Source organism: Brachybacterium zhongshanense (genome assembly GCF_055385755.1).
On the sequence record NZ_AP043790.1, the window covers coordinates 1,833,059 to 1,859,634 of the forward strand.

Genomic DNA, 26,576 nt, shown 5'->3' on the forward strand with positions numbered 1-26,576 from the left:
CTGTCAGGCCTCGGTGAGCCTCGAGTACTCCTCGGCGCTGAGAAGGTCCTCGGGGAGCTCGTCGAAGCTCGCGGTGATCAGCCAGCCCTTGTCGAACGGAGAGGCGTTGACCAGCTCGGGCGAGTCGACGACGTCCTGGTTCACGCTCAGCACGGTGCCGTCGATCGGGGAGAACAGGTCGGAGACGGACTTCGTCGACTCGATCTCGCCCATCTCCGTCCCCGCCGTGAGGCTGTCGCCGACGTCGGGGAGGTCGACGTAGACGACGTCGCCGAGCTGCCCGGCTGCGAAGTCGGTGACGCCGATCACGGCGCTGCCGTCCTCGGCGATGCGGACCCATTCGTGGTCCTTGCTGTATCGGAGCTCGTCTGCCATGGAGTGGTCCTTCCTGGGACGCGATCGTTATGCGGTGGGTGGAGAAGCGGAGGGAGGAGTGCGGCGGGTGAACCGGCGGATGATGGAAGGGTCCTGTCCGCAGGGGATACCACCCGGACGCGGGCCAGGACCGGGAGCATCAGGACCGGGAGTAGAAGGGCAGCGGGACGACCGTGACCGGAAGGTCCCGGCCCCGCACGTCGGCGACCAGCGCTGTCTCGGGGGCGACGTGCGCGGGATGCACGAGGGCCATGGCGATCGGGTGTCCGAGAGTCGGGCTGAGAGCACCGGAGGTGATCGACCCGACCTCCTCGCCCTCGGGTGTGCGGACCGGCGATCCGGCACGGGCGGCGCGCCGCCCCTCGGCGCTCAGGCCCACCAGCACCGGCAGGTCTCGGAGGTCCGATGCCTCGATCGCGGCTCGTCCGACGAAGTCCTCCGGAGATGCGAGGGCGACGACGCGCCCCAGCCCCGCCTGCGCCGGAAGAAGATCGCGGGAGAGCTCGTGGCCGTAGAGGGGCATGCCGGCCTCGAGCCGGAGCGTGTCCCGGCAGGCGAGGCCGCACGGTGTCAGACGGTCTCCCCCCGCCGCCGTGAGCAGCTCCCACAGCGCGACGGCGTGCTCAGAGGGGACGTACAGCTCGAACCCGTCCTCACCGGTGTATCCCGTGCGGGCCAGCAGCAGCTCAGCCCCTCGGAAGGTCCCCTGGATCGCGCGGTAGTACCTCAGGCCCGAGATCGCCTCACGGCTGATCCCTCCGACGCCGGCCTCCGACTCATCTGTCCCGCCCTCCTCGCCGACGAGGGCGTCCAGCACGATCCGCTCGCTCGCCGGCCCCTGCACAGCGATCAGAGCCGTCTCCGCCGAGGCGTCCTCGACGGCGGCGTCGAAGCCGTCGGCGCGCTCGACGAGCGCCGCGACGTCGACCTCGGTGTTGGCCGCGTTGGCGACCACCAGGAACTGCTCCGGGTCGAGGCGATAGACGATGACGTCGTCGATGACCGTCCCCTGCTCGGTCAGCAGCAGCGAGTACTTGGCCCGACCGACGGGCAGCGCCGACAGCTTCCCTGCGAGCGCATGGTCGAGGGCATCGCCCGCCTGCGGACCGCGCAGACGGATCTCCCCCATATGGCTGAGATCGAAGATCCCAGCGCTGGTGCGCACCGCGGAGTGCTCACCGAGATCGGAGTCGTAGCGCACCGGCATCCGCCATCCCGCGAAATCCGTGAAGGTCGCCCCCGACGACTCGTGGACCCTCTCGAGAGCGGTGCTGCGCAGGGACTCGGCCATGGTGCTCCTTCGGTCGCGGATGCCGGTGACGGGATCGCCGTTCTCGGCGCGGCAGAGCTCCGTCACGCGGAGGTCCTGTCTCGCACGGTCACTGTACCCGGCCGGTACCGCCGTCACAGACACCACGGGCATCAGCGCTCCCCCGCCGCCTGCTCACCGCCGGCCCGGTCCCGCGCCGTCCTGCACGCGGACGTCTGCGCCCCCGACTCGCCCGCCGCTCAGCCGCCCGCGAGCCCATGCCTCCCTCCGTCCCGACTGCTCCGTCCCGACTGCGGGCGACGGGCGGTGCTTGTACGGTGGAGGGGTGACGAAGGAAGGCTCCGACCAGTGGCCGGTCCGGCTCCGCAGCCCCCGGCTGCTGATCCGGGAGCCCATGGACCCCGATCGCGAGGCGATGATCCGTCTCCTGACGCATCCGGTCACCCGGGAGTATCTCGGCGGATCCGTGGACTATGCCTCGCGCCAGGCGCTCGAGCTCTCTCCGCTGGGCCTCACCTGGGGCCGATGGGTGCTGGTGCTCGAGGAGACCGGGGAGGTCATCGGTTCGATCACCCTGGACTACGACCGTGGTGAGCTCCAGCTCTCCTACGCACTGATCCCGGAGCGCACAGGTCAGGGCTACGCCGCCGAGTCCTGCCTCGCCGTGCTGAGATGGGCGTGCGAGCATCTCGAGGATGATCACGTGATCGCCGTGACGCAGACGCGCAACAAGCGCAGCGTGGCGCTCCTCCGGCGCCTGGGCTTCTCGGTGCGCAAGGGGCTCGAGGAGTTCGGAGCTCAGCAGCTGCTGATGGAGAGATCCCTGCGCGAGGGCCTTCCCGATCCGGAGCAGGCCCTCCAGCCGGCATCGGATCCGCCGCCGCCATCCCTCGGCTGACACGCGGCCCCGCTCGCTCCACGACGACCCTCCGTCGCAGATCCGCTCTTCGCTCCGGTCATCCGGTTCCCGCTCATCCGCGTGCGATCGGGCAGCTCATGCAGCGCGGGCCGCCGCGCCCGCGACCCAGTTCGTCGCCGTCCAGCTCGATGACCTCGATACCCTGCGCACGCAGATGGTCGTTGGTCGCGTGGGCCCGTTCGTAGGCGATCACCCGGCCCGGCGCGACGGCGAGCACGTTGCACCCGTCGTCCCACTGCTCGCGCGCGGCGCCGTGCGCTTCCAGCGGCGGGACGATCGATCGCAGCGCACTCACCCCGAGCCCGGAGGCGAGGACCTGGTCCATCTCGTCCCTCGCCCGTGCGCGCGAGACGAGATGTCCCTCGCGCCGATGGATCTCGAAGGTCTCGAGCATCCCCAGGGGCCCGAACCGCAGCAGGCTCTCGGCATCGACCACCGTCATCACGGTGTCGAGATGCATCATCGAACGACGATGGGGCAGCGCGATCGCGATCACACGGTCGACCTCGTCGGCCTCCAGGACGGCCGCCGCAAGATGCTCGGCGCCGACGGTGCTCGTCCGTTCGGACAGTCCGATCGCCGCAGTGCGCGGCGAGAGCATCATGATGTCCCCGCCCTCGACGCTCGTCCTCCCCGGTCGATCTCCCCCGATGGTCAGCAGCCGTCCCGCCCCGGGCTCGGCGGCCGTCCCATCCGCCGCGCCGAAGGCACCGGCGAACAGAGGATGCCGTCGATAGATCATGTCCAGATGGATCGCCTCCCGGCGCCGTGCTGCCCGCCGCATCGGGCTGATGGACACGCTGCTCCCGATCCATGCGGAGGAGTCCCGGGTGAACAGATGATTGGGCAGCGGATCGAGGACGAGCTCTTCCGGCGACAGCCGTTGCAGCACGATCGATCGGGAGGCTGATCCCCATGCGGCCAGCTCTCCTGCCGTGATCCCGGCCAGCAGGGCGTCCCTCAGGCGCCCTGGATCCTCCTCGCCCAGCCTCGTGAGCGCCTCGCGCAGCTCCCGCGCGGCGATGTCACCGAGCACCGCCGGGTCCGCCGTCCTCTCGAGCAGCTCCGAACGCGGAAGCGGGTCCGACAGGATGTCCTCCAGCAGGTCTCCGAGCCGGAGCGCCTGCACCCCCTCCGCCTCGAGGATCCTGATGAACCCCTCATGCTGGCTGCGGGCACGCTGGGGCCAGAGCACCTCGTCGAACAGGAAGCGCTCACGGGTCTCCGGAGTCAGCCGCTCGAGCTCCGGACCGGGTGTGTGCACGAGCACGCGCTTCAGCGGTGAGATCTCGTCATGCACACCGACGCCCGCGCTCCCTGCAGCAGCGGACGCGGCCGGTCCCGCGGATGCGGCACCATGCCCGGCCGCCAGCTCGGCATCGGCGACGCTCATCGTGAACTCCTCGGGCTCGGTGGATGCACCGTACCAGCGCCCCGGACGCTCCGTCCCTGCTCCGACGATCCGCCGCAGCCTTCGCGAGGATCGCCATCAGCGGGTGAGCATCCTCGCTCCTCCGTCGCGGGTGCCCGGTGCGATCGCGTCCGGCGCCGGAGATGGCTAGCCTGGACTGGTCCGTGCCCTCATCCCAGGAGTCATCATGAACGAGACCGCTCCCGTGCTGTCCATCCCGCAGACCTCCCTCGCCGACGGCAGCGCGTTCCCCCTGATCGGCTTCGGGACCTCGAGCCTCAAGGGCGTCGGCGGCGTCGAGGCCGTGGAGGCCGCGCTGCGCTCCGGGTATCGGCTGATCGACACCGCGGCCCAGTACGGCAACGAGGCCGCCGTCGGGGAGGCGATCCGTCGCAGCGGCGTCGACGCTGACGAGGTGCTCGTGACCACCAAGATCGCCGGAGGCGACCAGGGGCGCGAAGCCGCCCGCGCGGGACTCGGGGAGTCGCTGCGCCGACTGGGCCTGGCCTCCGCCCACCTCGTGCTGATCCACTGGCCCAACCCGTCGCGGGGTCTCGCCGTGGACACGTGGCGCACCCTGATCGACCTGAAGGAGGAGGGCCTGACCCAGCACATCGGCGTCTCCAACTTCCGCCCCGAGCAGGTCCAGGAGCTCGTCGAGGCGACCGGGACCTGGCCGGAGGTCAACCAGATCCAGCTCTCACCCGCCCTCGCACGCACCGATGCACTCGCCTTCCATCGCGAGCACGGGATCATCACCGAGGCCTGGGGACCGCTGGGGGGCAGGGACAACCTCGGTGCCCAGTTCGCGCTCCAGAAGGTCGCCCGCAAGCATTCGGCGAGCACCGCTCAGGTCGTGCTGCGGTGGACGATAGATCAGGGTGTCGTCGCGATTCCGAAGTCCTCCGATCCTCAGCGCCAGCGCGAGAACGCCTCCCTCGAGCATGTCCGCCTCGACGACGAGGACCGGGCGCTGCTGGCCACGCTCGATCTGGGCGAGGACGCGGCGTGGGACTCCCGCGAGCACGAGGAGTGGTGAGCTCCGCCCGCATCAGCCACTTCCATCCGGGCCCCGAGCACCTCGAGATCGTCTTCCTCACGGGCTCCGGGCTGAGCGCGCGCACAGGCATGGGGACCTTCAGAGGGCCGGATGGCCTGTGGGCGCTGGAGCCCGAGGTGGAAGCGGCTATGCATTCGGACAGGCTGCCCGGCTCTCTCCCGGAGCTCTGGCGCGTGTGGGGACGCATGGCCGCCATCGCCCTCTCCCATGGTCCGACACCCGGGCACCGGGCGATCGCGCGCATGGGGGCTCCGGTGATCACCCAGAACATCGACGGCCTGCATCAGGCCGCCGGGAGCGAGATCGTCGCCGAGCTCCACGGCAGCGCGCTGCGAGCCGTCTGCCTCGAGGCGTCCTGCACCTGGAGCGCCCTCCTGCAGCCCGGCGAGGGCTCCCGCGCGGAGGATCACGGGGTGCCAGGACGATGCCCTCGCTGCGGAGCGCCGACCCGTCCGGACGTCGTCCTCTTCGACGAGCAGCTGCCTGCTGCGGACCTCGAGCTGGGGATGCGCCTCGCGCAGAGGGCCGACCTGTTCGTGGTGGTCGGCACCAGCGGGACCGTGTTCCCCGCGGCGCATCTGGCGCCGCTCGCGCACCAGTCCGGTGCGACCACCGTGCTCGTGGACATCGAGCCTCCGCACTCACCAGAGCTGAGCACGGCCTTCGACCACGTGATCGTCCAGGACGCCCATGACGTTCTGCCCGCATGGGAGCGAGCTATGAACGGCATCGGAGGGACATCGTTCCTCGATCCCTTCTGAGCGCTCGCCATCCTGCCTCGGCACCGCCTCCGCTCGCCACGGCCTCCGCTCCCGCGGAGCACGATCCCTCGCCGAGAGCTCCCGCGAACCCGGCTCCGTCAGATCCAGATCGCCGGATCGACATGCTCCTCGACGTGGGAGGCGAGTCTTCGCACGGTCGCCGGGACTCCGACGGCCGTGGCCTGGGAAGGCACGTCCTTCACCACCACCGCATTCGCTCCGATCTGGGCCCCCTCCCCGAGCACCACCGGACCGATGACGCGAGCGCCTGCCCCGATCGTCACGCCGTCCTCCACGGTGGGATGGCGCTTCGTGCGCTCCATCGAGCGTCCGCCCAGAGTGACTCCGTGGTAGAGCATGACGTCGTCGCCGACCTCCGCCGTCTCACCGATCACGACGCCCATACCGTGGTCGATGAAGAAGCGACGGCCGATGGTCGCACCGGGATGGATCTCGACGCCCGTCACCGAGCGCGCGCCTTGGGCGATGACCAGCGCCGGGAGCTTCGCTCCTCGCTCCCACAGCACGTGGGCGGCGCGATGCACCCAGATCGCATGCAGACCCGGGGAGGTCAGCAGCATGGCGATGTCATCGGTCGAGGCGGGGTCACGGCGACGCGCCGCCGCGAGGTCCTCTCGGACCATCGCGACGGCGCTGAGCGCTCGGTCGACGAGGCGACGCGGCACTGCTGTCAGTCCAGGTACTCGGCGTACAGCGGGCTGGAGAGGTAGCGCTCGCCGAAGGACGGGATGATCACGACGATCGTCTTGCCGGCGTACTCCTCCCGTGCACCGACACGGGCGGCCGCCTCGATCGCGGCGCCGGAGGAGATGCCCACCAGCAGACCCTCGGTGCGTGCGACCTCACGGGCGCGGGCCATGGCCGTCTCCGCATCGATGTCGACGACCTCGTCGTAGACCTCCGTGTCCAGCAGGCTCGGCACGAAGTTCGCGCCGAGGCCCTGGATCTTGTGCGGGCCGGGCTGGCCGCCGTTGAGGATGGGCGACTCAGCGGGCTCCACAGCGATGACCTTGAGGTCGCTCTTGCGCTCCTTGAGCGCGTTGCCGACGCCCGTGATGGTGCCGCCCGTGCCGATGCCGGCGAGGAAGACGTCGATCTCACCCTCGGTGTCGGCCCAGATCTCCTCGGCGGTGGTGCGCCGGTGGACGTCGGCGTTGGCAGGGTTGTCGAACTGCTTCACCTGGACGGCTCCGCGCTCGGCAGCGATCTCCTGAGCCTTCTCGACGGCACCCTTCATGCCCTTGGCGGCCTCCGTCAGGACCAGCTCGGCGCCGAAGGCCCGCAGCAGCGCACGACGCTCCTTGGACGCGGACTCCGGCATCGTCAGCACCACGGTGTAGCCGCGGGACGCGCCGATCATCGCGAGCGCGATCCCGGTGTTGCCGCTCGTGGCCTCCACGATCGTGCCGCCGGGCTTGAGGTCGCCGGACCTCTCGGCGGCATCGATCATGGCCACGCCGATGCGGTCCTTCACGGAGCTCGCGGGGTTGTAGAACTCCAGCTTCGCCACGACGTTGGCCTTGACGTCATCGCCGAGGTGGTTCAGGCGCACGAGCGGGGTGCGGCCGACGAGCTCCGAGACGTTCTCAAAGATGGGCATTCGGGTTCCTCCCGTCCGAGGGCCGCCGACGGCCTCCCCGCCGACGCACCCTGCAAAGTTCTGCTTGGGCCGAGTATAAGGGTGACCACGGGCATGCTCCGATCCGTCCGCGCCCGCTCGATCCGGCCGCGCTCTCAGCACCGCGCTCGAGGTGCTGCCGCTCCCCCACAATGTCTGGCGATCCCCCTCCGGATCCAGGCATCCGGCCTCCGGTTGCAGTCGAGCGTGCGCGTCACCCACCTCTGACAAAACCCCTGGTCACGGCACAACCACCTCCGTCTCCCGCCGGAAGCTGCGGCCACCGGCAGAGCGGCACTGCGGACCCCGGATCACGGAATGCCTCCATCAGAGCCTCGGCCCGAGAAGATCTCGGCCTCTGTGAACTCCGATGAAAAGACCGCCATGAGGAACCGCCGATGTGGCGACAGCAGCCGCGGCACCCCGCTGGTGGCGTGGAGGACCGGACTGCCGCCTCCCGAGGGAAGGACCTGGGACAGGCTCCACGCCATCCGATCTGCGGATCGGGCGGCTCAGTACACCATCCCCATGGCCTCCCGGACGCGCGCCAGCGTCGCGTCGGCGATCTCGTTGGCACGCTCGTTGCCCGTGCGCAGCACGTCGAAGAGGTAGCCGGGGTCCTGCTCCAGCTCGCGCCGACGCGCCCGGATCGGGGCCAGATGCTCGTTGAGCACCTCGGCCGTCATGATCTTGAGGGTGCCGGCTCCCTTGTCGCCGATCTCCTCGGCGATCTCCTCGGGCGAGCGGCCCGTGCACTGGGACGCGATGGTCAGCAGATTGGCGACCTCGGGACGGCTCTCGGGATCGTAGGTGATCAGCCGCTCCGAGTCGGTCCTGGCCTTCTTGAGCTTCTTGGCGGTCTCCGCCTCGTCCATGCGGAGCATGACGGTGTTGCCACGGGACTTGCTCATCTTGTGCTCGCCGTCGAGCCCCAGGATGGTCGGAGCCTCCGAGAGCAGCGCCGAGGGCTCGGTGAAGACCTGTTCACCACCGGCATAGCGCTCATTGAAGCGGCGGGCGATGACTCTGGTCTGCTCGATGTGAGGCAGCTGATCCTTGCCGACGGGCACGACGTTCCCGCCGCAGAAGAGGATGTCGGCCGCCTGATGCACGGGATAGGTCAGCAGCAGCCCGCCCATCGCGGACTTGCCGGCCGCCGCCAGCTCCGCCTTGACGGTGGGATTGCGCTCGAGCTCAGGCTGCGTCACCAGCGAGAGGAAGGGCAGCATCAGCTGATTCAGGGCAGGGACCGCCGAATGCGCGAAGAACGTGGCACGGGCAGGATCGAGGCCGACGGCGAGGTAGTCGGTCAGGAGCTCGCGCACGGAGCCCCGGATGTCACCGATGACCTCCCGGTCGGTGATCACCTGATAGTCGGCGACCAGGACCCAGGTCTCGACCCCGGCATCCTGCAGACGCACGCGATTGCGCAACGACCCGAAGTAGTGGCCGATGTGCAGCGCTCCGGTCGGACGATCACCCGTGAGCATCCGCAGCCCTGAGGGATCGCTCCGGATCCTCGCCCACAGCTCATCGCTGCGGGACTGGGCGGTGTCATAGCTGCTGCGGGTGCCGGTCGAATCGCTCACCAGCCCATGCTAGCGGCCGCTCAGGGCCTCACGGCTCCGGCGTCCGCCCCGTCGAGAGGCACGGCCCCGGCGGCCGGCTCCGACCCGCCGGACGCAGCGGAGTCACGCCGGGGCACAGCGCCCGTCGTCCCGCGGACCACCAGCTGCGGGCGGACGACCACCTCCGTGCGTGCCGGGCGGCGGGAGGACTGGCCACCGCCGAGCACTGCCCTCACGGCGGCGCGCGAGAGCGACGCCACAGCCTGCCGGACGGTCGTCAGCGGCGGATTCGTGAGCGCCGCCCAGAAGACGTCGTCGTAGCCGACGACGGAGATGTCCGAGGGGACGGTCAGGCCGAGGGAGCGGATCGCCTCGAGCGCCCCAGCGGCCATGACGTCCGATCCGCAGACGATCGCCGTGACACCGCGCGAGACGAGGTCTCGTGCGGCCTCATAGCCGCCCGCATAGGAGAAGTCGGTGAAGGACGTCGCCCAATCGCCCTCGGGGAAGGCTGCCGCCGCCTCCTCGAAGACGGTCAGCTTCTCCCGAACCGGCCAGGTGTGCTCATCACCGACGGCGAGGCCGATGCGACGATGGCCGAGCTCCTGCAGATGCGTGAGCGTCAGCCGCATCGCATGTTCGTCGTCGGTGGAGAGGAAGGCCGCATCGACGTCCTCCCGGACGCCGTTGATGAGCACCAGGGGCACTCCGGCCGCCGTGATCTCCCGGTAGTGCTCGACCGGCCCGCGCTCCTGAGCATGGTGCCCCGAGACGACGATCACACCTTCTACTCCACTGTGCAAGAAGCGCTGCAAGATCTCTCGTTCACGTTCCACAGTGCGAGCCCGGGTCCCCACCAGCGTGGATGCTCCGAGCTCGAAGAGCTCCGCCTCGATGCGCTCGACCCAGGTGGTGAACACCTGGTTGTCCAGATCGGGCACCAGCACCCCGATCAGCGGGCCAGAGTCCATGGCGACGGGACCCACGTCCCGCCCGAGCCTTCGGGCGACTTCGAGGACAGAGCGCCTGGTCACGTCGTTGACCCCGGGCTTCCCGTTCAGCACCCGGGAGACCGTGGCCTCGCTGACCCCGGCCTCCCGGGCGATGTCGATGAGTCGTGGCATGTCGCTCATCCTTCCCGACCAGGAGCTTCGTCGCTCGTAGCCGAATCGTCATCTGCAAGATGTTGCGTATTCTTGCACAGACGGGGGGATGTGTTCTAGATTCGCTGCCATCGAGCACCGCAACGTCGCCTGGTGCTCCACGATTCGAAGGAGAAGACGTGCAGATTCGTCGAAAGAGTTTCCTCGCCCTCGGCGGTGTCGCCGCCGGAACCGCCATGCTCGCCGCCTGCGGCGACGACGCGGACACCACGACCACCACCGATGCCAGCGACAACGGCGGCGCCTCGGACGACGGCGGCTCGGACGATGCGTCCGGCGCGCCCACCCGCGCCGACGCCGACCTCGTCATCTGGACCGACGAGGAGAAGGCGGCCGCCCTCGAAGAGCCGGCTGCCGCGTGGGGCGAAGCCAACGGCTACACCGTCGCCGTGCAGATCGTCGCGGAGGACCTCCAGTCCAACTTCATCACCGCCAACCAGGCAGGCAACGGTCCGGACATGATCGTGGCCGCTCACGACTGGATCGGGAACCTGGTGCAGAACGCCTCCATCTCACCGATCCAGCTGCCGTCCGAGGCCGCATCCCAGATCGCCGAGATCGGCATCACCGCAGTCACCTACGAGGGCCAGACCTACGGCGTGCCCTACGCCGTGGAGACCCTGGTGCTGTTCGCGAACAACGACCTCACGGACGCCCCCGAGCCGAAGACGGTGGAGGAGCTGGTCGAGGCCGCCACTGCAGGCGGCGCGGACAACGTACTCGCCCTTCCCGTCGGCGAGCAGGGCGACGCCTACCACATGCAGCCCTTCTACACCTCGGGGGGCGGGTACCTCTTCGGCACCGACTCGGAGGGCAACCTGGATCCGACCGACGTCGGCGTGGGCCAGGAGGGCTCCATCACCGCTGGAGAGAAGATCGGTGAGCTCGGCGAGCAGGGAGTGCTGAAGACCTCCATCTCCGGTGACAACGCGATCTCGCTGTTCACCGACGGCAAGGCCGCCTACCTCGTCTCCGGCCCCTGGGCCCTCGAGGACGTCCGCACTGCCGGCATCGACTTCACGCTCAGCGCCGTCCCCGGCTTCGACGGCCTCGACCCGGCAGTCCCCTTCGCCGGCGTCAACGCCTTCTACGTCGCCACCAACGGCCAGAATCCGGCCATCGCGCAGCAGTTCGCGACGGACGTCGCCTCCTCGCCCGACATCGCCGAGCAGATGTTCCCGAAGAACGAGCTGCCTCCGGTCCACACGGAGCTGCAGGACAGTCTTGCGGGCGACTACCCGGAGATCGTCCAGATCGCCGAGTACGCGGCCAACGCCACCCCGATGCCGGCCATCCCCGAGATGGCCGCCATCTGGAGCCCGCTGGGCCAGGCCCAGGCCAACATTGTCGGCGGCTCGGACCCCGAGTCCACCATGGTGTCCGCCGGCGAGGAGATCGTCAGCCAGATCGGCAGCTGACGCCGCCACCCGCATCCGACGGGGTGCGACGCCAGCGCGTCGCACCCCGTCGCTCCGGGTCCGGACCCTCCACCCACGACCTCCACCCCGAAAGGCAGCGTCGCCATGTCCTCCACCAACGCTCCCACGCACCGGGGGCGCTCCACCACGATCACCGCCCTCGCCGTGCGCATCGTGTTCCTCGGCATCGTCCTCGCCGTGGTCGCCTTCTCACTGCCGATCATGATCCAGCTCCAGCAGTGGATGTGGTTGACGATCATGCTGCTCGCCGCGATCGCGATCTTCGTCCTGTACTCGACGAAGCGCTTCATCCCGGGGAAGTACATCTTCCCCGGCACCTTCTTCCTCGTCGTCTTCCTGATCACGCCGATCATCCTCACCATCGGCTACTCCTTCACGAACTTCGGCGACGGCACCCGCGGCACCAAGGAGCAGGCGGTCGACTCGATCATCGCCAACTCGGTCCAGCAGACCGAGGACTCCACCTGGTACAACCTCTCGGTGGGCACGCAGGGCGACCCTGAGACCGGCCCGTTCACCCTTTTCCTGGTCAACCCGGCGACCGGCGAGGTCCAGCAGGGCACGGAGGAGCTCGGCCTCGAGGCGCTCGACTCCGGTGACGTCACCGTCTCCGACGGCTTCGTCACCGCCGCCGACGGCTACACGATCCTCACCTCGCGCGAGGTGAACACCGCGTACGACACTCTCACCGCGCTCGCCGTGCCGATCGACGACAGCTCGGCGATCAAGATCCAGGGTGCGAACCAGGCGTTCGAGGGCACGACCACCCTCGCGTACGACGAGGACACCGATGAGATCACCAACAAGGTCACCGGCGACGTCTACACCGTCGGCAAGATCGGCGACACCGAGTATTTCGTGAACGCCGAGGGAGAACGGGCCTTCAGCCAGTCCTGGCTGCAGAACGTGGGCGCGAACAACTACATCCGTCTGTTCACCAACTCGAACATCGCCAAGCAGTTCCTCGCAGCCTTCGCCTGGACCCTCGTCTTCGCGTTCGCATCGGTGCTGCTGACCTTCGTCGTGGGATTCGCCCTCGCGCTGATCCTCAACGACGACCGCATGAAGGGCCGGCGTCTGTACCGCTCCATCCTTCTCATGCCCTACGCCGTCCCCGGCTTCATCTCGCTGCTGGTGTGGTCGAACTTCTACAACCGGGACTTCGGACTCATCAATGAGATGCTCGGGCTCCATCTGAACTGGCTGGGTGATCCGACGCTCGCCAAGGCCGCCGTGCTGATCACGAACCTGTGGATGGGCTTCCCCTACATGTTCATCGTCTCGACCGGGGCTCTGCAGTCCATCCCGAACGATGTCATGGAGGCGGCGCGCATGGACGGCGCCAGCCGGCTGCAGACGACCGTCAAGGTCGTCACGCCGCTCCTCCTGGTGGCTGTGGCTCCCCTGCTCGTCGCCTCGTTCGCGTTCAACTTCAACAACTTCAACGCGATCCAGCTGCTCACCGAAGGCGGGCCGTTCCTCGCGGGCGAATACACCCGCGGCGGCACGGACATCCTCATCTCGATGATCTACCGCATCGCTTTCGGCGGCTCGGGAGCGGACTTCGGCTTCGCCTCAGCAGTCTCCGTCGCACTGTTCGCCCTGACCGGCATCCTCGCGGCGATCCAGTTCCGCTTCACCAACGTCCTCGAAGACGTCAACTGAGAGGGGCCCACGATGAGCACTCAGACCTCCACTCCTCACACGCCCGTCACCGAGCAGCGGCGGATGCCCTTCGGCCGCTGGATGGCGGAGATCGGCTGGCGCCACATCCTCGGCCTCATCGCCGTGGTGTTCGCGGTCTTCCCGATCCTGTTCGTGGTCTCAGCCTCGCTGAACCCTCTGGGGACCGTGTCGTCGTCCGGCATCATCCCGAGGGACTTCAGCCTGGTGCACTACAAGGCTCTGCTCAGCGGCTCGCGCGGTCCGTTCGTGCACTGGTACATCAATACGGTCGTCGTGTGCGGCGTCGTGGCCGTGGTGCAGGTGTTCCTGTCCACCCTCGCCGCCTACGCCTTCAGCCGCTTCCGCTTCACCGGTCGCCGCATCGGACTGCTGTCCCTGCTGCTGATCATGATGTTCCCGGCGGTCCTCGCGATGATCGCCGTGTACTCGATGATCTCCGGCCTCGGCGACATCTTCCCGTTCCTGGGCCTGAACTCCCTGCCCGGCTACATCGTCGTGCTGCTCGGCGGATCGCTCGGCCAGGTGTGGCTGATCAAGGGCTTCTTCGACACCGTGCCGAAGGAGCTGGACGAGGCCGCCATCATCGACGGCTGCTCGCACTGGCAGGTCTTCACGAAGATCCTCATGCCCACGCTCACCCCGATCCTCGCCACCACGGTCCTCCTGGCCCTGGTCGGCGTGCTCAGCGAGTTCCTCCTGGGCTCGATCTTCCTGACCGCCGACGACAAGAAAACGCTCGCCGTGGGCCTCTACGGCCTGCTCTCGGGTGATCGCTCGAACAACCTGGGCGTCTTCGCGGCCGGCTCGGTGATGATCATGATCCCGGTGATCGTGCTCTACCAGTTCCTGCAGCGCTACATCGTCGGCGGTTCGACCGCCGGCGCCGTCAAGGGCTGAGCGGCAGCGCCATGACCGCTTCCGCCATGAACGCACCCCTCTCCGAGACGGAGGAGGGCTCGACCGGTGCTCCCCTGGGCGGCGCTGAGATCGAGCAGCCCGACGCCGCCGTCCTGTGCGTCGAGGCTTCGGGGGTCCCTCTCGTCGAGCAGCCGCACCACGACAGCGGCCCCTCGTTCGTCACCCGCACTCCATCGGGCCTTGACGACGAGGTTCCGCTGCGGGTGTGGGTGCCGGCCGCCTACCCGGCATCCGCCATCGCACTGCGCACTGTCGTGGACGGCGAGATTCGCTCCGCCAGCCTGGAGAACGTCTGCTCGGACGCCTCGGGCAGCTGGTGGGAGATCCCGCTGACGATGTCCAACCCGGTCATGGTCTATCGCTTCTGCATCCTGGCTCCGGAGGGGGCGCGCACGGCATCCGGCGCGCTCGTCCCCTCCTACGCCTGGCTCACCGCCGCAGGGCTCGTCCCCTGGGACGTCGCAGATGCGACCGACTTCCGTCTCGTCGCGCACGAGGGCGCCCCCGAGTGGGTCGACGACGCCATCGTCTACCACGTGTTCCCCGATCGCTTCTCCAGGAGCAGCCGCATCCCGCTCGACGAGCAGGGGCGACCTGCGCCCGAGGACCTGCCGGGCTGGGCGATCCCTATGGCCTGGGACGACGAGCCCGCAGTGCGCGGCTCCGTCACCGGTCGCCAGTACTACGGCGGCGACCTCGACGGCGTGATCGACCGGCTGGACCACATCGCCTCCCTCGGCGCCGACACCGTCTACCTCACGCCGATCTTCCCGGCGGGATCGGTGCACCGCTACGACGCCTCCACCTTCGACCGCGTCGACCCGCTGCTCGGCGGGGACGAGGCACTGGTTCGGTTGGCTGAAGCGCTGCACGCACGGGGGATGCGCCTTGTGCTGGATCTGACCACGAATCACACAGGGGACACCCACGAGTGGTTCCGCGCCGCCCAGGAGGACCCTTCCTCCCCGGAGGCCGCCTTCTACCTCTTCGAGGAGCACCCCGACCGGTATGTGGCCTGGCTGGACGTTCCGTCCCTGCCCAAACTGGATCAGCGCGACCCGGAGCTGCGATCGCGTCTCACACAGGGCCCCCGCAGCGTCGTCGGCCGCTACCTCGCGGCGCCCTTCTCGGCAGACGGCTGGCGCATCGACGTGGCCAACATGACCGGTCGCCATCGCGAGGTCGATCTGGCCCACGACGTCGCCCGGGAGATCCGCGAGACCATGCGCGAGGTGAGAGGAGGAACCGACGCCGAGCGCCCCGAGCACTGGCTGATCGCCGAGCACGGGCACGACGCCACCGGCGACCTCGCAGGCGACGGATGGCACGGCACCATGAACTACGCGGGCTTCACCCGTCCTCTGTGGGCATGGCTCGCCGATCCGGACAGCGAGCTGAACTGGCTGGGCCTGCCGATGACGATCCCTCGGCTGTCCGGCACGGCAATCTCGCACACTCTGCGCGAGTACAACGCCCACATGCCCTGGACCTCCCGGAGCCATTCCCAGAACCAGCTGTCCAGCCACGACACGCCACGCATCCGGACCGTCGTCGGCACCCGCGATCGACAGCTCACGGCGATCGCCGCGCTGGCGACCCTGCCGGGCGTGCCGACCGTGTTCGCCGGCGACGAGCTCGGGGCAGAGGGGACCACCGGCGAGCACGCCCGCTCCCCCATGCCGTGGGATGCGATCGGACGAGAGGACCCCTCGCGCATCGATGTCGAGGTGCTCACGGAGACCCGCAGCATGCTCGGCCTCCGGCGCGACTGGACGGCGCTGCGCCGCGGCGGGCTGCGCTGGCTGCACGTCTCGCCGGACACGCTGGTGTACGTACGCACGCATCCGGAAGGTGATGTCATCGTCCATCTCGCGCGCGACGCGCATCCCGTGATCGAGATCGACCTCGCCTGCCTGCCGGACGTCGGCTCGCTCGAGCTCCTGCACGAGCTCGGCGGAGCCGAGACAAGGATCGAGGGGACCCGTCTGCAGCTCGCCGCCTGGACGGCGGGGGCGAGCGTGGTCCGCGCGATCCGCACAGGGCACGGCAGCGACCTCTGACATCGTCCGTCACTGTCCAGGGCTCCTGACAGCCCCGGACCCCACCCATCGCACTTGCCCGCGCCGCCTCCGCGGCCGGGTCCCGGGCGTCGTCCGACGCCTCCTGCTCCATCGGAAGGACATCATGACCACGCAGACGCCATCTGCCTCCACCGCCCCCACGGCTACGCTGCACGAGATCGCCGGGAGCGACCAGGCTCTCCAGTGGTGGCGAGACGCCGTCGTGTACCAGGTCTATCCCCGCTCGTTCGCCGACTCCGACGGCGACGGGATGGGCGACCTCCCCGGCATCACCGCCCGCCTGCCCTACCTGCGCGACCTCGGTGTCGACGCGCTGTGGCTCTCTCCCTTCTACACCTCGCCCCAGAACGACGGCGGCTACGACGTCTCCGACTACACCGATGTGGATCCGCGCTTCGGGACCCTCGCCGATGCCGACGAACTGATCGCTCGCGCCCATGAGCTGGGTCTGAAGGTCATCGTCGACATCGTCCCGAACCATTCCTCGGACGAGCATGAGCTGTTCAGGAAGGCCCTGGCGGCCGGCCCTGGATCTCCCGAGCGCGACCTCTACGTCTTCGCGGAGGGCAAGGGCGAGCACGGCGAGCTCCCCCCGAACAACTGGACCTCCATCTTCCACGGTCCCGCCTGGACCCGTGTCACCGAGCCCGACGGCACTCCCGGACAGTGGTACCTGCACATCTTCGACACCACCCAGCCTGACTGGAACTGGAACAACCCGGCGGTGCACGAGCTGTTCCGCGGCGTCCTGCGCTTCTGGCTCGATCGCGGGGCGGACGGCTTCCGCGTCGACGTCGCCCACGGCATGGTCAAGCCCGAGGGACTGCCCGATGCCGAGGTCAACGCCGAAGGACTGATCGACATCCCGGAGGGCGAGGTGCCCGTCTACTTCGACAACGACGGGGTGCTCGACATCTACCGGGAGTGGCGGCCGATCCTCGACTCGTACGAGGGGGACCGCATGATGGTCCTCGAGGCATGGATCCCCGAGCATCGGCTTCCCCTGTACATCGGCCCGAAGGAGGCGCACCAGTCCTTCAACTTCGGCTTCCTCCAGGCGGGTTGGAGCGTCGAGACCATGCGTGCGGCCATCGAGAAGCCGCTCGCCCTGGCCGCCGCCGTCGGCGCACCGACGACCTGGGTGCTCTCGAACCACGATGTCATCCGCCATGCCTCGCGCTACGGCTTCGAGCACGGCTACTCCTTCGGCGAGGGCCTTCGGCGGGACGAGGTGCCCGATGCCGAGCTCGGTCTGCGGCGCGCTCGCGCCGCCACCCTGCTGATGCTCTCCCTGCCGGGCGCCGCCTACCTGTATCAGGGCGAGGAGCTGGGTCTGCCCGAGGTCTCCGAGATCCCCGACGAGCTGCGCGAGGACCCCTCGCACCACCGCGCAGGCGTTCCCGGCCGGGACGGCTGCCGCGTGCCGCTGCCGTGGGAGAAGGATGCTCCGGCCTTCGGCTTCTCCCCCAGCGGGAAGAGCTGGCTTCCTCAGCCCGCCGTCTTCGGCGAGCTCGCCGCCGACGTGCAGGAGGGCGTCGAGGGATCGACGCTCGAGATGTACCGCTCGGCCCTCGCCCTGCGTCGTGAGCTCCACCTGGGGCGGCCCGACGCACCCGTCGAGTTCTCCGAGGGCCTGCCCGCGGGTGTTCTCGGCGTGGTCCGCGGAGGGGTGACCGTCCTGGTCAACACCACTGCCACGGACATCACCCTCGAGGGACCGCTCGCGACCTCCGAGGTGCTGGTCTCCTCCGCCCCTGCCTCTGCAGGAGTCGTCCCCGCCGATGCGACCGTCTGGCTGCGCTCCGCCTGATCGGAGGCGGCAGGGCAGGGTCCCTCGCGCAGCACGGGAACCTCAGTCAGCAGCGAGCACCGACGTCGCGCTCGTCACGATGGGCCGCGGAGCCGCACGGCTCCGCGGCCCATCGCGTCTGCCCGGATAGGATCCTCCTCATGCAGTCCTCCCCCACGCCGGTCGATCCCGGCTTCGACGTCGTCGTCCTCGGTGCGGGTCTGAACTCCCTCAACCTCACGATCGCCTTCCATCAGCAGTACGGGATGCGATGTACGACGGTCGTGCGCACGCCGGTGGCCATGAACGAGCGCACGGTCACGACGGACCTGCTCGTGCTGGGCGCCGAGGCGAGCGACGAGCAGATGCGGGATGCCCTGATCGAGCTGGCCGCGCGGCGACCTGCAGGCCGTCCGGCCCTCCTGCTCACCAATGCCGACTCCCTGATCGCCTTCATCGACCGCTTCCGGTCGGACCTCGAGCCCCACTACCTGCTCGCCCAGGTCGACGCGCAGCTCCTCTCCCGCCTCGCCGACAAGGCCGAGTTCGCGCAGCTGTGCGAGGAGCTGGGGATCGGCACGGTCCCCACCGTCATCGTCGACTTCTCGCAGGCGGGAACCCCCGGATGGAACGGCGAGGAGCCGCTGCCATGGGAGTATCCCGTCGTCGGGAAGGCCGCGAGCACCGCCGAGTACCACCACATATCCTTCCCCGGAAAGCGGAAGGTCTTCTTCCTCGAGACTCCCGAGCAGCATCGGGACCTCGTGCGCCGGCTTCGCGACGCGGGCTTCGCCGGGCGCTTCCTGTTCCAGGAGCTGATCCCCGGGGACGACACCGCCGAGCGCTCCATCACCGCTTATCGATCGAGCCATGGGAAGGTGACGCTCCTGTGCGCCGCGCAGGTGCTCCTGGGCGAGCACACCCCCGATGCCCTGGGTCGTCCCGCCGCGATGGTCACCGGAGACTTCCCCGCCCTGACCGAGGCGGCTGAGAGGTTCCTCGATGCCGTGGACTATGTGGGCTTCGCGAACTTTGACGTGAAGGTCGACCCCCGCACCGGCCGAGCGTGCTTCTTCGAGATCAACCCGCGGATCGGACGCAACAACTACTACGTGACCGCGACCGGGGAGTCCGTCGCCCGGCACGTCGTCGAGGACCGCATCCTCGGCAACGACATCGACCAGGTCGTGGTGACCCGGCCGGTGCTGTACACGATCCTTCCGCTGCGGCTCGTGCAGTCGTACGTGCTCGATCCCGCGCTGCGCGCCCACGTCCGGTCCGTGGCACGCACCTCCTTGCGCAATCCCTTCCGGTACGGTCCCGAAGGGCTGTGGATGCGCGCGTACTCGGTCGTCTCCGGTCTGAACTTCGTACGCAAGTACCGCAAGGTCTATCCGCGCCCCACCGAGACCGGATTCTGACCCGCCCGCCTCCGTCGCTCCGCCCCCATCGAAAGGCCAGGTCCGAGATGGCCCCATCCGCTGAGACGCCCTCGACGCCGTCACCGCTCCCGCTCCGTCCTGTCGGCGGCGTCGCCTCCCCGACGGATGTCGACCTCGTCCTCCTCGGCGGGGACATCGGGGTGTATGCCCTCGCGCGCGCCTTCCATGAGCGCTTCGGGATCGTCTCCACCGTGGTGACCCGAACCGTCTCCGGCCCGGTGGCCGACTCGAGGATCCTGAGCACTGTCGAGCTGGGCTCCTCCGCGAACGAGGCGGCGATGGTCGACGCGCTCCTCGAGGTCGGCGCGCAGAAGGCAGCCCGTCCCGGGGCGGCACGGCCGATCCTTCTGGCCAACGCGGACTTCCTGGTCGCGCTGATCGCCGCGAACCGCGAGCGTCTGGGCGAGTTCTACCATCTGCCGCTGCTGGAGGACAACGTCCTCGAGGCGGTCGCCGACAAGGCCACCTTCTCCGAGCGCTGCGCCGAGATCGGCGTCCCCGCACCGGCCACCATCGTGCTCGACTTCGCCGCCGGTGCGCGGCCTGCGGTCCCCGAGCTCGCCTGGGAGTTCCCCGTGGTCGCGAAGGCTTCGCGCTCCTCCGCCTACTCTGCGGTGTCGTTCCCGGGCAAGCGGAAGGTCTTCGAGATCGGCTCCCGGGAGGAGCTCGAGGACCTCGTGGATCGTCTGCGCGAAGCCGGTTACACCGATCGCTTCGTGGTGCAGGAGATGATCCCCGGGGACGACACGGCGATGCTCTCGGTGACGGCCTATGTCGACAGGCGCGGCCAGGTGACCCTGCTCGGCGGTGCGCACGTGCTCCTCGAGGAGCACACGCCCGGAGCGCTCGGGAACCCCGCGGCGATGTTCACGACTGATCTCGGGGAGGTCTTCGAGCAGTCGGTGCGCTTCCTGGAGCACACCGGGTACCGCGGCTTCGCGAACTTCGACGTGAAGGTCGACCCCCGCGACGGCATCGCGAAGTTCTTCGAGGTGAACCCCCGCATCGGGCGCAACAACTACTACATGACGGCGGCCGGGGCGAACGTCGCGATCCCGGTGGTGGCCGACGTCGTCGAGGAGCGGGAGATCGAGCGGCTGAGCCCGGAGGAGGAGATCCTCTACTCGATCGTTCCCTGGTCCCTGCTCCGCCGCTACATCGTCGATCCTGAGCTGCGCGACCGCGTCCGCGCCATCGGCCGACGACGCACGGTGCATCCTCTCGCGTACTCCGTGGAGGGTCCTCGTCGCCGTGCCTATGTGGCCGCGGCGAAGGCCAATCAGGTCAAGAAGTTCCTGCAGCACTATCGCCGCCCGTCGGCCGACGGGTTCTGAGACGGGTTCTGATCAGCCGTCGGCCCGAGCCCAGCATCGGCGAGAGTCGGAAGCCCCGCAGCAGCAGGAGGTGCGGGCTACTCTGGCTTCATGACCCAGAGCACACCCCGAGGGCTCGAGGAGTCCTCCTTCGTCCTGACCTCGACCGCGGTCCCCGAGGGCTCAGTCATCGCTCCGCAGCAGCTCGTCGAGGATCTCGGCGGGCAGAACCTCTCCCCTGATCTCGCCTGGACCAGAGCGCCCGACGGGACCCGGTCCTTCGCGATCACCTGCTACGACCCCGATGCGCCGACCGGCTCCGGCTTCTGGCACTGGATCGCCTGGGACGTCCCCGCGGGGACGACCTCGCTGCCGCTGGGAGTCGCCCGCGACGATGCCTCCCTCCAGCAGGCGGTGAACGACTTCGGCCGCATCGGCTACGACGGGCCGCAGCCTCCACCGGGCATGCCTCACCGCTACGTCTTCACGGTGCACGCGCTGCCTGTGCCGACGCTCGGTGCCGATCCCACGGGTCCGCATGTCGGCATCCGCTTCGCCATCTTCACCCAGCAGCTCGCCTCCGCGTCGATCACAGCCTCCTATCAGGTGACCGGCTGAAGCACCAGGGGGAAACACTCCGCGACGCGGCAGGCGCGCCCCATCCCTCCCGTCGTCGTCGGTGCGTAGTCTCGGAGGCATGAGCCCGACGACCAACCCCCGTGACCAGCGGGCGGAGACAGGATCAGACCACGGTCTGATGCCTCTCGTCCGCTCGACGGACGACGTCGGCCGGCGCGAGTGCGATGCTCACAGGGTGAAGTCATTCAGCATGCGACGCCCCGCCCCACCGCAGCCGCCCCTCCGGCCGCTGCGCGTGCTGCTCACGACCGATTGGTGGGAGCCCGTCGTCAACGGGGTCGTCGCGTCCGTGACCACGCTCCGGCGCGAGCTCCAGTCCCTGGGCTGCGACGTGCGGGTCCTGACCCTCTCCCCCGGCATCCGCACTCGCAGCGAGGAGGGGGTGTACCGCCTCGCCTCGGTGAACGCGTCGATGGTGTACGACCGTGCGCGGATCGGGATGCCCGCCTCGCGCCCGGTCCTCAAGGAGATCCTCGCGTGGGGACCCGATGTCGTGCACTCCCAGTGCGAGTTCTCCACCTATGTGTGGGCGCGCCGCATCGCCCGTCAGCTCGACGTGCCGCTGGTGCACACGTACCACACCATCTACGAGGACTACACGCACTACTACTCGCCCAGCCGGACCGTCGGGCGCAAGGTGGTCCAGACCTTCTCCCGCAAGGTGCTCGATCGCACGGACGCGGTGGTCGTCCCCACGCGCAAGGTCGCCGAGATCCTCGACGGCTACGGCGTCACCCGCCCCGTGCACGTGATCCCCACGGGGCTGGACCTCGAGCGGTTCCGTCCCGCCCGCACCTCCGAGGAGCACGCCGACGCCGCCGCGCTGCGGGCGAGCCTGGGCATCCTTCCCCACCAGGAGGTCGTGCTCTCCGTCAGTCGGCTCGCCAAGGAGAAGAACCTGGACGAGGTGCTCGAGCGCTTCGCGACGATCGATCGCGCGGATGCCGTGCTGGTCCTCGTCGGCGACGGACCTCACCGCGAGGCGCTGGCCGAGCACGCCGAGCGCCTCGGCATCGCTTCCCGCGTCCGCTTCGCAGGCGTGGTGGATCCCTCCGAGGTCCACCGCTGGTACCGGATCGGAGATCTGTTCGTCTCCGCCTCGCTCAGCGAGACCCAGGGTCTGACGTTCATCGAGGCCATGTCCTGCGGCCTCCCGCTGCTGTGCCGCCGCGACCCGTCGCTCGCGCACGTCGTGATCGACGGGCGGACCGGCTGGCAGTATGACGACGCCGGCGGCTTCATCCGCCTGGCCTCCGCGCTCCTGGACGATCCGTCCCTGCGCGAGAGGATGTCCCGGGCGAGCGTCGAGCATGCACGGTCGACCTGCGGGTCTGCCGCCTTCGGACGTGACGTGCTCGAGATGTACCGCGAGCTCCTCGAGTCTCGTCGGAGCCGACTCCGTCAGGGGCGGATCCTCGCTCCCCGCCGGCAGGAGGTGACCGTGTGAGCACCGCGACCGATGCGGTGCGCGACGTCGCGCCCGCCTCACCGCACGCATCCTCCGCCCCGACGTCCGGGCGCACCGCCTCGATGCCAGGACGCACCCGCCCGACTGACGTCCACGCACGGCCGTCGAGAGTGCGCCCTCGCGATCCGCTGCGGATCGCCGCCCGCTTCAGCCCCGTCCTCGGACTCCTGGTGAGCATCTCCCTGGTGATCTGGGGATGGGAGTCCGGGGTGCTGCAGTCCCTGGAGAACCTGCAGGCGTACATCGACTCGCTCGGCGCGTGGGGGCCGCTCGCCTTCCTGCTCGTCTCGACCGCCTCGGTCATGTTCCCGGTGGTCCCCGGTGGACTGCTGGTCGTCGCAGGCCCGGTGCTGTTCGGCCCGGTCGAGGGGACCGTCCTCAACTACATCGCCGTCTGCGGCGGCTCGCTGCTGAACTTCATCGTCGCCCGGCGCGTGGGCCTGGGGCTGATCGAGCGGATGTTCGCCCCGAAGACGGTGGAGAAGCTTCTGGGATGGACTCGGAGCTCCCACTTCACACGGCTCTTCGCCACGGCGATCGCCCTGCCCGTCGCGCCCGACGATCTGCTGTGCTACATCGCCGGCACCACGAAGATGCGCTGGCGCACCTACGTCCTCATCATCGTCACCTGCAAGCCCTGGTCGCTGATCGCCTACGGCCTGGGAGTCAGCGCCCTCCTGATGAGGTTCCTGCCATGGTGAGACGGTCGGACGACGAGTCCGCCGCCCACGACGGGCCCGGCCCGGACGACGGATCGACCGCGGAGACCGGAACGTTCGCTGCCGACGAAGGAGATCCGACATGCTGATGAGAACCCGCTCCGTGCGGCGCCGCCCGGGGTCCGCGCACCGTGCCTCGGACTCCATCGGTGCATCCGTCAACGCCGCGCGCGCCATGCTCTCAGGGCGCCCGTGTCCGACAGGACCTTCACGATCCTCGGGACGGCAGGACGGCGCACGCATCGAACAGGACGTCACACGCAGAGAGCAGGACGGCACACGCAGAGAGCAGAGCGAGCGCGCCGCCCCCGGGGTGCTGACGTCCCCGAGGCTGCGTGTGCTGATGCCCGTCGGCCTCAGCCGCCTGGCCCGACAGTCCGGGATCGGTGCCGCCATGCGCCATCAGGCCGAGATCGTCGAGGGCCTCGGCCATCGCACGGTCACGAACCCGCTGGGACGCTTCGACATCATCCAGCTCAACACGCCCTTCCCCGACACCCTGCTGATGGCTGCCTGGGCGCACCTGCGGGGACGACCGGTGCTGATGTGGGCGCACTCCACGGAGGACGACTTCCGAGACTCCTTCACCGGCTCCAATCTGCTGGCGCCCCTGTTCCGGCGCTGGATCGCGCTGCTGTACCGGCGGGGCGACGCAGTGGTCACGCCCACCGAGTACGCGCGGCGCCTGATCTCGGCGCCGAAGTACGGGATCGACGCCCCGATCCATGTGCTCTCCAACGGAGTCGACACCGACTTCTTCCGGCCCGACCCGGGCGCGCGGTCGACGCTTCGTGCACGACTCGGACTGCCGGCCGAATCGCGCGTCGTCGTGAGCGTCGGGATGCAGCTGGTCCGCAAGGGGATCCTGGACTGGGTGGAGGTCGCCCGCAGGATGCCGGGCACGACATTCGTCTGGTACGGACGCACGGATCCGGCGCTGCTGACCGCAGAGGTCCAGAGGGCCGTCGCGAGCGCTCCCGCCAACGCCAAGTTCCCCGGGTATGTCGACGCGGAGACGCTCCGTGAGGCCTACTGCGGGGCCGACGCCTTCTGCTTCCTCACGAAGGAGGAGACCGAGGGGATCGTCCTGCTGGAGGCTCTGGCCTGCGGTGCACCGGCACTCGTGCGCGGCATCGAGATCTACCGGGACATGGTCCCCGACGGCGTCCTCGCCCATCATGTCGAGGGAGAGGGGCCCGGCTTCGCCGCGGAGGTCGTGCGTCGGCTGAGCTCGCTCCTGGACGGCGAGCTGCCCGATCTGCGCGAGGCCGGCCGTGCCGCCGCCGAGCAGGTGGACCTGCGCAGGGTCGGTGACCAGCTCGAGGCGATCTACGCGGCGACGGCGGTCAGCGGCCGCCGCCGGGGCGCCACAGCACCATCGCCCCGCCCGGACGCCGCCGAGGACGCTCACCGCGGCGCAGTGCGCTGATCTCCCCGCTCGTGTCGGCGGCGAACACCCGGCGATCCTGCGGGGAGAGCGTCTCCAGTGCCGCGGTGACCTTGTCCAGCTGCGCCGACAGGGCGGCGACCTCGTCCTGCAGCTCGAGGATCCGCTTGATGCCGGCGAGGTTGATGCCCTCCTCCTGCGAGAGCCGCTGGACCTCGCGCAGGGTGGCGATGTCCCGGACGCTGTAGCGACGGCCCCGCCCGCTCGTACGGCGAGGGGAGACCAGACCGAGCCGGTCATACTGCCGGAGCGTCTGAGGGTGCATCCCCGACAGCTCCGCCGCCACCGAGATCACGAACACGGGGGCGCGCTCGTCGATGCGATGCGGAGTGGCCATCAGGGATGCTCCTTCCTGGTCAGGTCGCGCCGGCCGGCACGACCCAGGATGTCAGCGTGCGGCGGCCTCCGCCAGCCCGGCGCGCGGATCCTCGCCGGCGAGCGCTTCGCGCAGGTCCTCGACGGCCTTGCGCACCGCGCCCTCGACATGCGAGGGAACTGCGACGTCGAGCGTGACCAGCAGATCACCGGTCTTCTTCGAGGTCTTCAGACCCTTGCCCCGCGCCCGCAGGACACGCCCGGACGGCGTGCCGGGGGCGACCTTCAGCCTGACAGAGCCGCCATCGAGCAGCGGGACCTCGAGCGTCGTGCCCAGCACGGCCTCGTCGAACGAGACCGGGACGGTGATGCGCAGGTTCGCACCGTCTGCCGTCCACACCGGGTGCTCCTCGACCTCGAGGGTGAGGATCAGGTCTCCTGCCGGCGCACCGGACGGGCCGCGGCGCCCCTTGCCGCGCAACCGGATCTTCTGGCCATCGTGCACCCCTGCGGGGACGCGCGCGGTGATGCTGCGACCGTCGACCGAGAGCGTGAGCTCGGTGCCGAGGGCGGCATCGCGGAAGCCTATGCGGGTGCGGGCATTGATGTCCTCGCCCTGCGCTGGCGGTCTCGCCGCACCGCCGGGAAAGCCTCCCCCGCTGAAGCCCGCTCTCTGGGCGCCGAAGCCGCCCTGGCCGCCGAACATGCGCAGGATGTCCTCGATGTCCGGTGATCCCGCCGCGCCGGCGCCGCTCCCAGCACCGGAGAAGCCGCCCTGGCCGCCGAACATGGACGAGAAGACGTCCTCGAAGCCGGCTCCGCCCGGGCCGCCCTGGCCCGCGCTGAAGCGGGCGCCTCCGGCACCCATGGCGCGGATCGCATCGTACTGCTTGCGCTGCTCGGGATCGTTGAGGACCGAGTACGCCTCGCCGACCTGCTTGAAGCGGTCCTCGGCAGTGGCGTCGTCGGGATGGCGATCCGGGTGCAGCTCCTTGGCCTTCTTCCGGTACGCCTTCTTGATCTCCTGCGCGCTCGCGTCCTTCGAGACGCCGAGGACCGCGTAGAAGTCCTTGTCGAGCCAATCCTGCGAGGACATGTGCTGCGCCTCCTTCCGGGAGCCTGGAAAAGTCTGTGAACGGGGCGGGGCCCGCCCG

23 protein-coding genes are annotated in these 26,576 nt (G+C 69.3%); 14 read left to right on the forward strand and 9 right to left on the reverse strand.

Annotated features, from left to right (window positions below; genetic code table 11):
* Positions 1 to 3 precede the first annotated feature (3 nt).
* A complete protein-coding gene (gene gcvH, locus ACZ5AJ_RS08275; protein WP_464138656.1) occupies positions 4 to 375 on the reverse strand; it encodes a glycine cleavage system protein GcvH in 372 nt (123 codons plus the stop codon).
* Positions 376 to 514: 139 nt separating this feature from the next.
* Positions 515 to 1,666, reverse strand: coding sequence for a glycine cleavage system aminomethyltransferase GcvT (gcvT, locus tag ACZ5AJ_RS08280; protein ID WP_464138721.1), 1,152 nt, complete (start codon positions 1,664 to 1,666; stop codon positions 515 to 517).
* 304 nt (positions 1,667 to 1,970) lie between these two features.
* Here gcvT and ACZ5AJ_RS08285 point away from each other — a divergent pair, with 304 nt between their 5' ends.
* Positions 1,971 to 2,543, forward strand: coding sequence for a GNAT family N-acetyltransferase (locus tag ACZ5AJ_RS08285; protein ID WP_464132590.1), 573 nt, complete (start codon positions 1,971 to 1,973; stop codon positions 2,541 to 2,543).
* A gap of 73 nt (positions 2,544 to 2,616) precedes the next feature.
* Here the strand turns inward: ACZ5AJ_RS08285 and ACZ5AJ_RS08290 are convergent, their stop codons facing one another.
* Complete coding sequence (locus ACZ5AJ_RS08290; protein ID WP_464132594.1) at positions 2,617 to 3,957, reverse strand: arginine deiminase; 1,341 nt, start codon at positions 3,955 to 3,957, stop codon at positions 2,617 to 2,619.
* Positions 3,958 to 4,162: 205 nt separating this feature from the next.
* Here ACZ5AJ_RS08290 and ACZ5AJ_RS08295 point away from each other — a divergent pair, with 205 nt between their 5' ends.
* The gene (locus ACZ5AJ_RS08295; protein ID WP_464132597.1) at positions 4,163 to 5,014 is read left to right on the forward strand and encodes an aldo/keto reductase; all 852 of its coding nucleotides are present in this window, start codon (positions 4,163 to 4,165) and stop codon (positions 5,012 to 5,014) included.
* Positions 5,011 to 5,796, forward strand: coding sequence for an SIR2 family NAD-dependent protein deacylase (locus tag ACZ5AJ_RS08300; protein WP_464132601.1), 786 nt, complete (start codon positions 5,011 to 5,013; stop codon positions 5,794 to 5,796). The genes ACZ5AJ_RS08295 and ACZ5AJ_RS08300 overlap by 4 nt, the downstream gene beginning before the upstream one ends.
* Positions 5,797 to 5,894: 98 nt before the next feature.
* Here the strand turns inward: ACZ5AJ_RS08300 and epsC are convergent, their stop codons facing one another.
* The 4 genes from epsC to ACZ5AJ_RS08320 all read right to left on the reverse strand — a co-directional run bounded on the left by epsC (position 5,895) and on the right by ACZ5AJ_RS08320 (position 10,127).
* On the reverse strand, positions 5,895 to 6,440 hold the full coding sequence (gene epsC, locus ACZ5AJ_RS08305) for a serine O-acetyltransferase EpsC (protein ID WP_464138723.1): 546 nt from the start codon (positions 6,438 to 6,440) through the stop codon (positions 5,895 to 5,897).
* A gap of 47 nt (positions 6,441 to 6,487) precedes the next feature.
* On the reverse strand, positions 6,488 to 7,417 hold the full coding sequence (gene cysK / locus ACZ5AJ_RS08310; protein WP_464132604.1) for a cysteine synthase A: 930 nt from the start codon (positions 7,415 to 7,417) through the stop codon (positions 6,488 to 6,490).
* 530 nt (positions 7,418 to 7,947) lie between these two features.
* Positions 7,948 to 9,024 (reverse strand): tryptophan--tRNA ligase, encoded by a 1,077-nt coding sequence (gene trpS / locus ACZ5AJ_RS08315; protein WP_464132606.1) that lies wholly within the window; start codon positions 9,022 to 9,024, stop codon positions 7,948 to 7,950.
* A gap of 20 nt (positions 9,025 to 9,044) precedes the next feature.
* Positions 9,045 to 10,127 (reverse strand): LacI family DNA-binding transcriptional regulator, encoded by a 1,083-nt coding sequence (locus ACZ5AJ_RS08320; RefSeq protein ID WP_464132609.1) that lies wholly within the window; start codon positions 10,125 to 10,127, stop codon positions 9,045 to 9,047.
* A gap of 158 nt (positions 10,128 to 10,285) precedes the next feature.
* On the opposite strand from ACZ5AJ_RS08320, the gene ACZ5AJ_RS08325 reads away from it, so the two are divergent.
* From ACZ5AJ_RS08325 to ACZ5AJ_RS08375, 11 genes are all read left to right on the forward strand, one after another.
* Positions 10,286 to 11,584 (forward strand): sugar ABC transporter substrate-binding protein, encoded by a 1,299-nt coding sequence (locus tag ACZ5AJ_RS08325; protein ID WP_464132612.1) that lies wholly within the window; start codon positions 10,286 to 10,288, stop codon positions 11,582 to 11,584.
* A gap of 105 nt (positions 11,585 to 11,689) precedes the next feature.
* The gene (locus ACZ5AJ_RS08330) at positions 11,690 to 13,270 is read left to right on the forward strand and encodes an ABC transporter permease subunit (RefSeq protein WP_464132615.1); all 1,581 of its coding nucleotides are present in this window, start codon (positions 11,690 to 11,692) and stop codon (positions 13,268 to 13,270) included.
* Between the two features lie 12 nt (positions 13,271 to 13,282).
* Complete coding sequence (locus ACZ5AJ_RS08335) at positions 13,283 to 14,188, forward strand: sugar ABC transporter permease (protein ID WP_464132618.1); 906 nt, start codon at positions 13,283 to 13,285, stop codon at positions 14,186 to 14,188.
* A gap of 26 nt (positions 14,189 to 14,214) precedes the next feature.
* A complete protein-coding gene (locus ACZ5AJ_RS08340; protein WP_464132621.1) occupies positions 14,215 to 16,269 on the forward strand; it encodes a glycoside hydrolase family 13 protein in 2,055 nt (684 codons plus the stop codon).
* Between the two features lie 124 nt (positions 16,270 to 16,393).
* On the forward strand, positions 16,394 to 18,100 hold the full coding sequence (locus ACZ5AJ_RS08345) for a glycoside hydrolase family 13 protein (RefSeq protein ID WP_464132626.1): 1,707 nt from the start codon (positions 16,394 to 16,396) through the stop codon (positions 18,098 to 18,100).
* 140 nt (positions 18,101 to 18,240) lie between these two features.
* Positions 18,241 to 19,500, forward strand: a complete 1,260-nt coding sequence (locus tag ACZ5AJ_RS08350) for a carboxylate--amine ligase (protein ID WP_464132629.1) — start codon at positions 18,241 to 18,243, stop codon at positions 19,498 to 19,500.
* 47 nt (positions 19,501 to 19,547) lie between these two features.
* Complete coding sequence (locus ACZ5AJ_RS08355) at positions 19,548 to 20,855, forward strand: carboxylate--amine ligase (protein WP_464132634.1); 1,308 nt, start codon at positions 19,548 to 19,550, stop codon at positions 20,853 to 20,855.
* A gap of 90 nt (positions 20,856 to 20,945) precedes the next feature.
* Entirely contained in the window at positions 20,946 to 21,452 is a 507-nt protein-coding gene (locus ACZ5AJ_RS08360) for a YbhB/YbcL family Raf kinase inhibitor-like protein (RefSeq protein WP_464132640.1), read from the forward strand.
* A 196-nt stretch (positions 21,453 to 21,648) separates the two neighbouring features.
* The gene (locus tag ACZ5AJ_RS08365; protein WP_464132644.1) at positions 21,649 to 22,920 is read left to right on the forward strand and encodes a glycosyltransferase family 4 protein; all 1,272 of its coding nucleotides are present in this window, start codon (positions 21,649 to 21,651) and stop codon (positions 22,918 to 22,920) included.
* Positions 22,917 to 23,642 (forward strand): TVP38/TMEM64 family protein, encoded by a 726-nt coding sequence (locus tag ACZ5AJ_RS08370; protein WP_464132647.1) that lies wholly within the window; start codon positions 22,917 to 22,919, stop codon positions 23,640 to 23,642. Before ACZ5AJ_RS08365 ends, ACZ5AJ_RS08370 begins: the two co-directional genes overlap by 4 nt.
* 193 nt (positions 23,643 to 23,835) lie before the next feature.
* On the forward strand, positions 23,836 to 25,089 hold the full coding sequence (locus ACZ5AJ_RS08375) for a glycosyltransferase (protein WP_464138724.1): 1,254 nt from the start codon (positions 23,836 to 23,838) through the stop codon (positions 25,087 to 25,089).
* Here ACZ5AJ_RS08375 and ACZ5AJ_RS08380 read toward each other — a convergent pair.
* Together ACZ5AJ_RS08380 and ACZ5AJ_RS08385 are read right to left on the reverse strand one after the other, a co-directional pair.
* A complete protein-coding gene (locus tag ACZ5AJ_RS08380; RefSeq protein ID WP_464132649.1) occupies positions 25,007 to 25,444 on the reverse strand; it encodes a heat shock protein transcriptional repressor HspR in 438 nt (145 codons plus the stop codon). The genes ACZ5AJ_RS08375 and ACZ5AJ_RS08380 overlap by 83 nt on opposite strands.
* A 51-nt stretch (positions 25,445 to 25,495) precedes the next feature.
* On the reverse strand, positions 25,496 to 26,518 hold the full coding sequence (locus ACZ5AJ_RS08385) for a DnaJ C-terminal domain-containing protein (protein WP_464132653.1): 1,023 nt from the start codon (positions 26,516 to 26,518) through the stop codon (positions 25,496 to 25,498).
* Positions 26,519 to 26,576 lie beyond the last annotated feature (58 nt).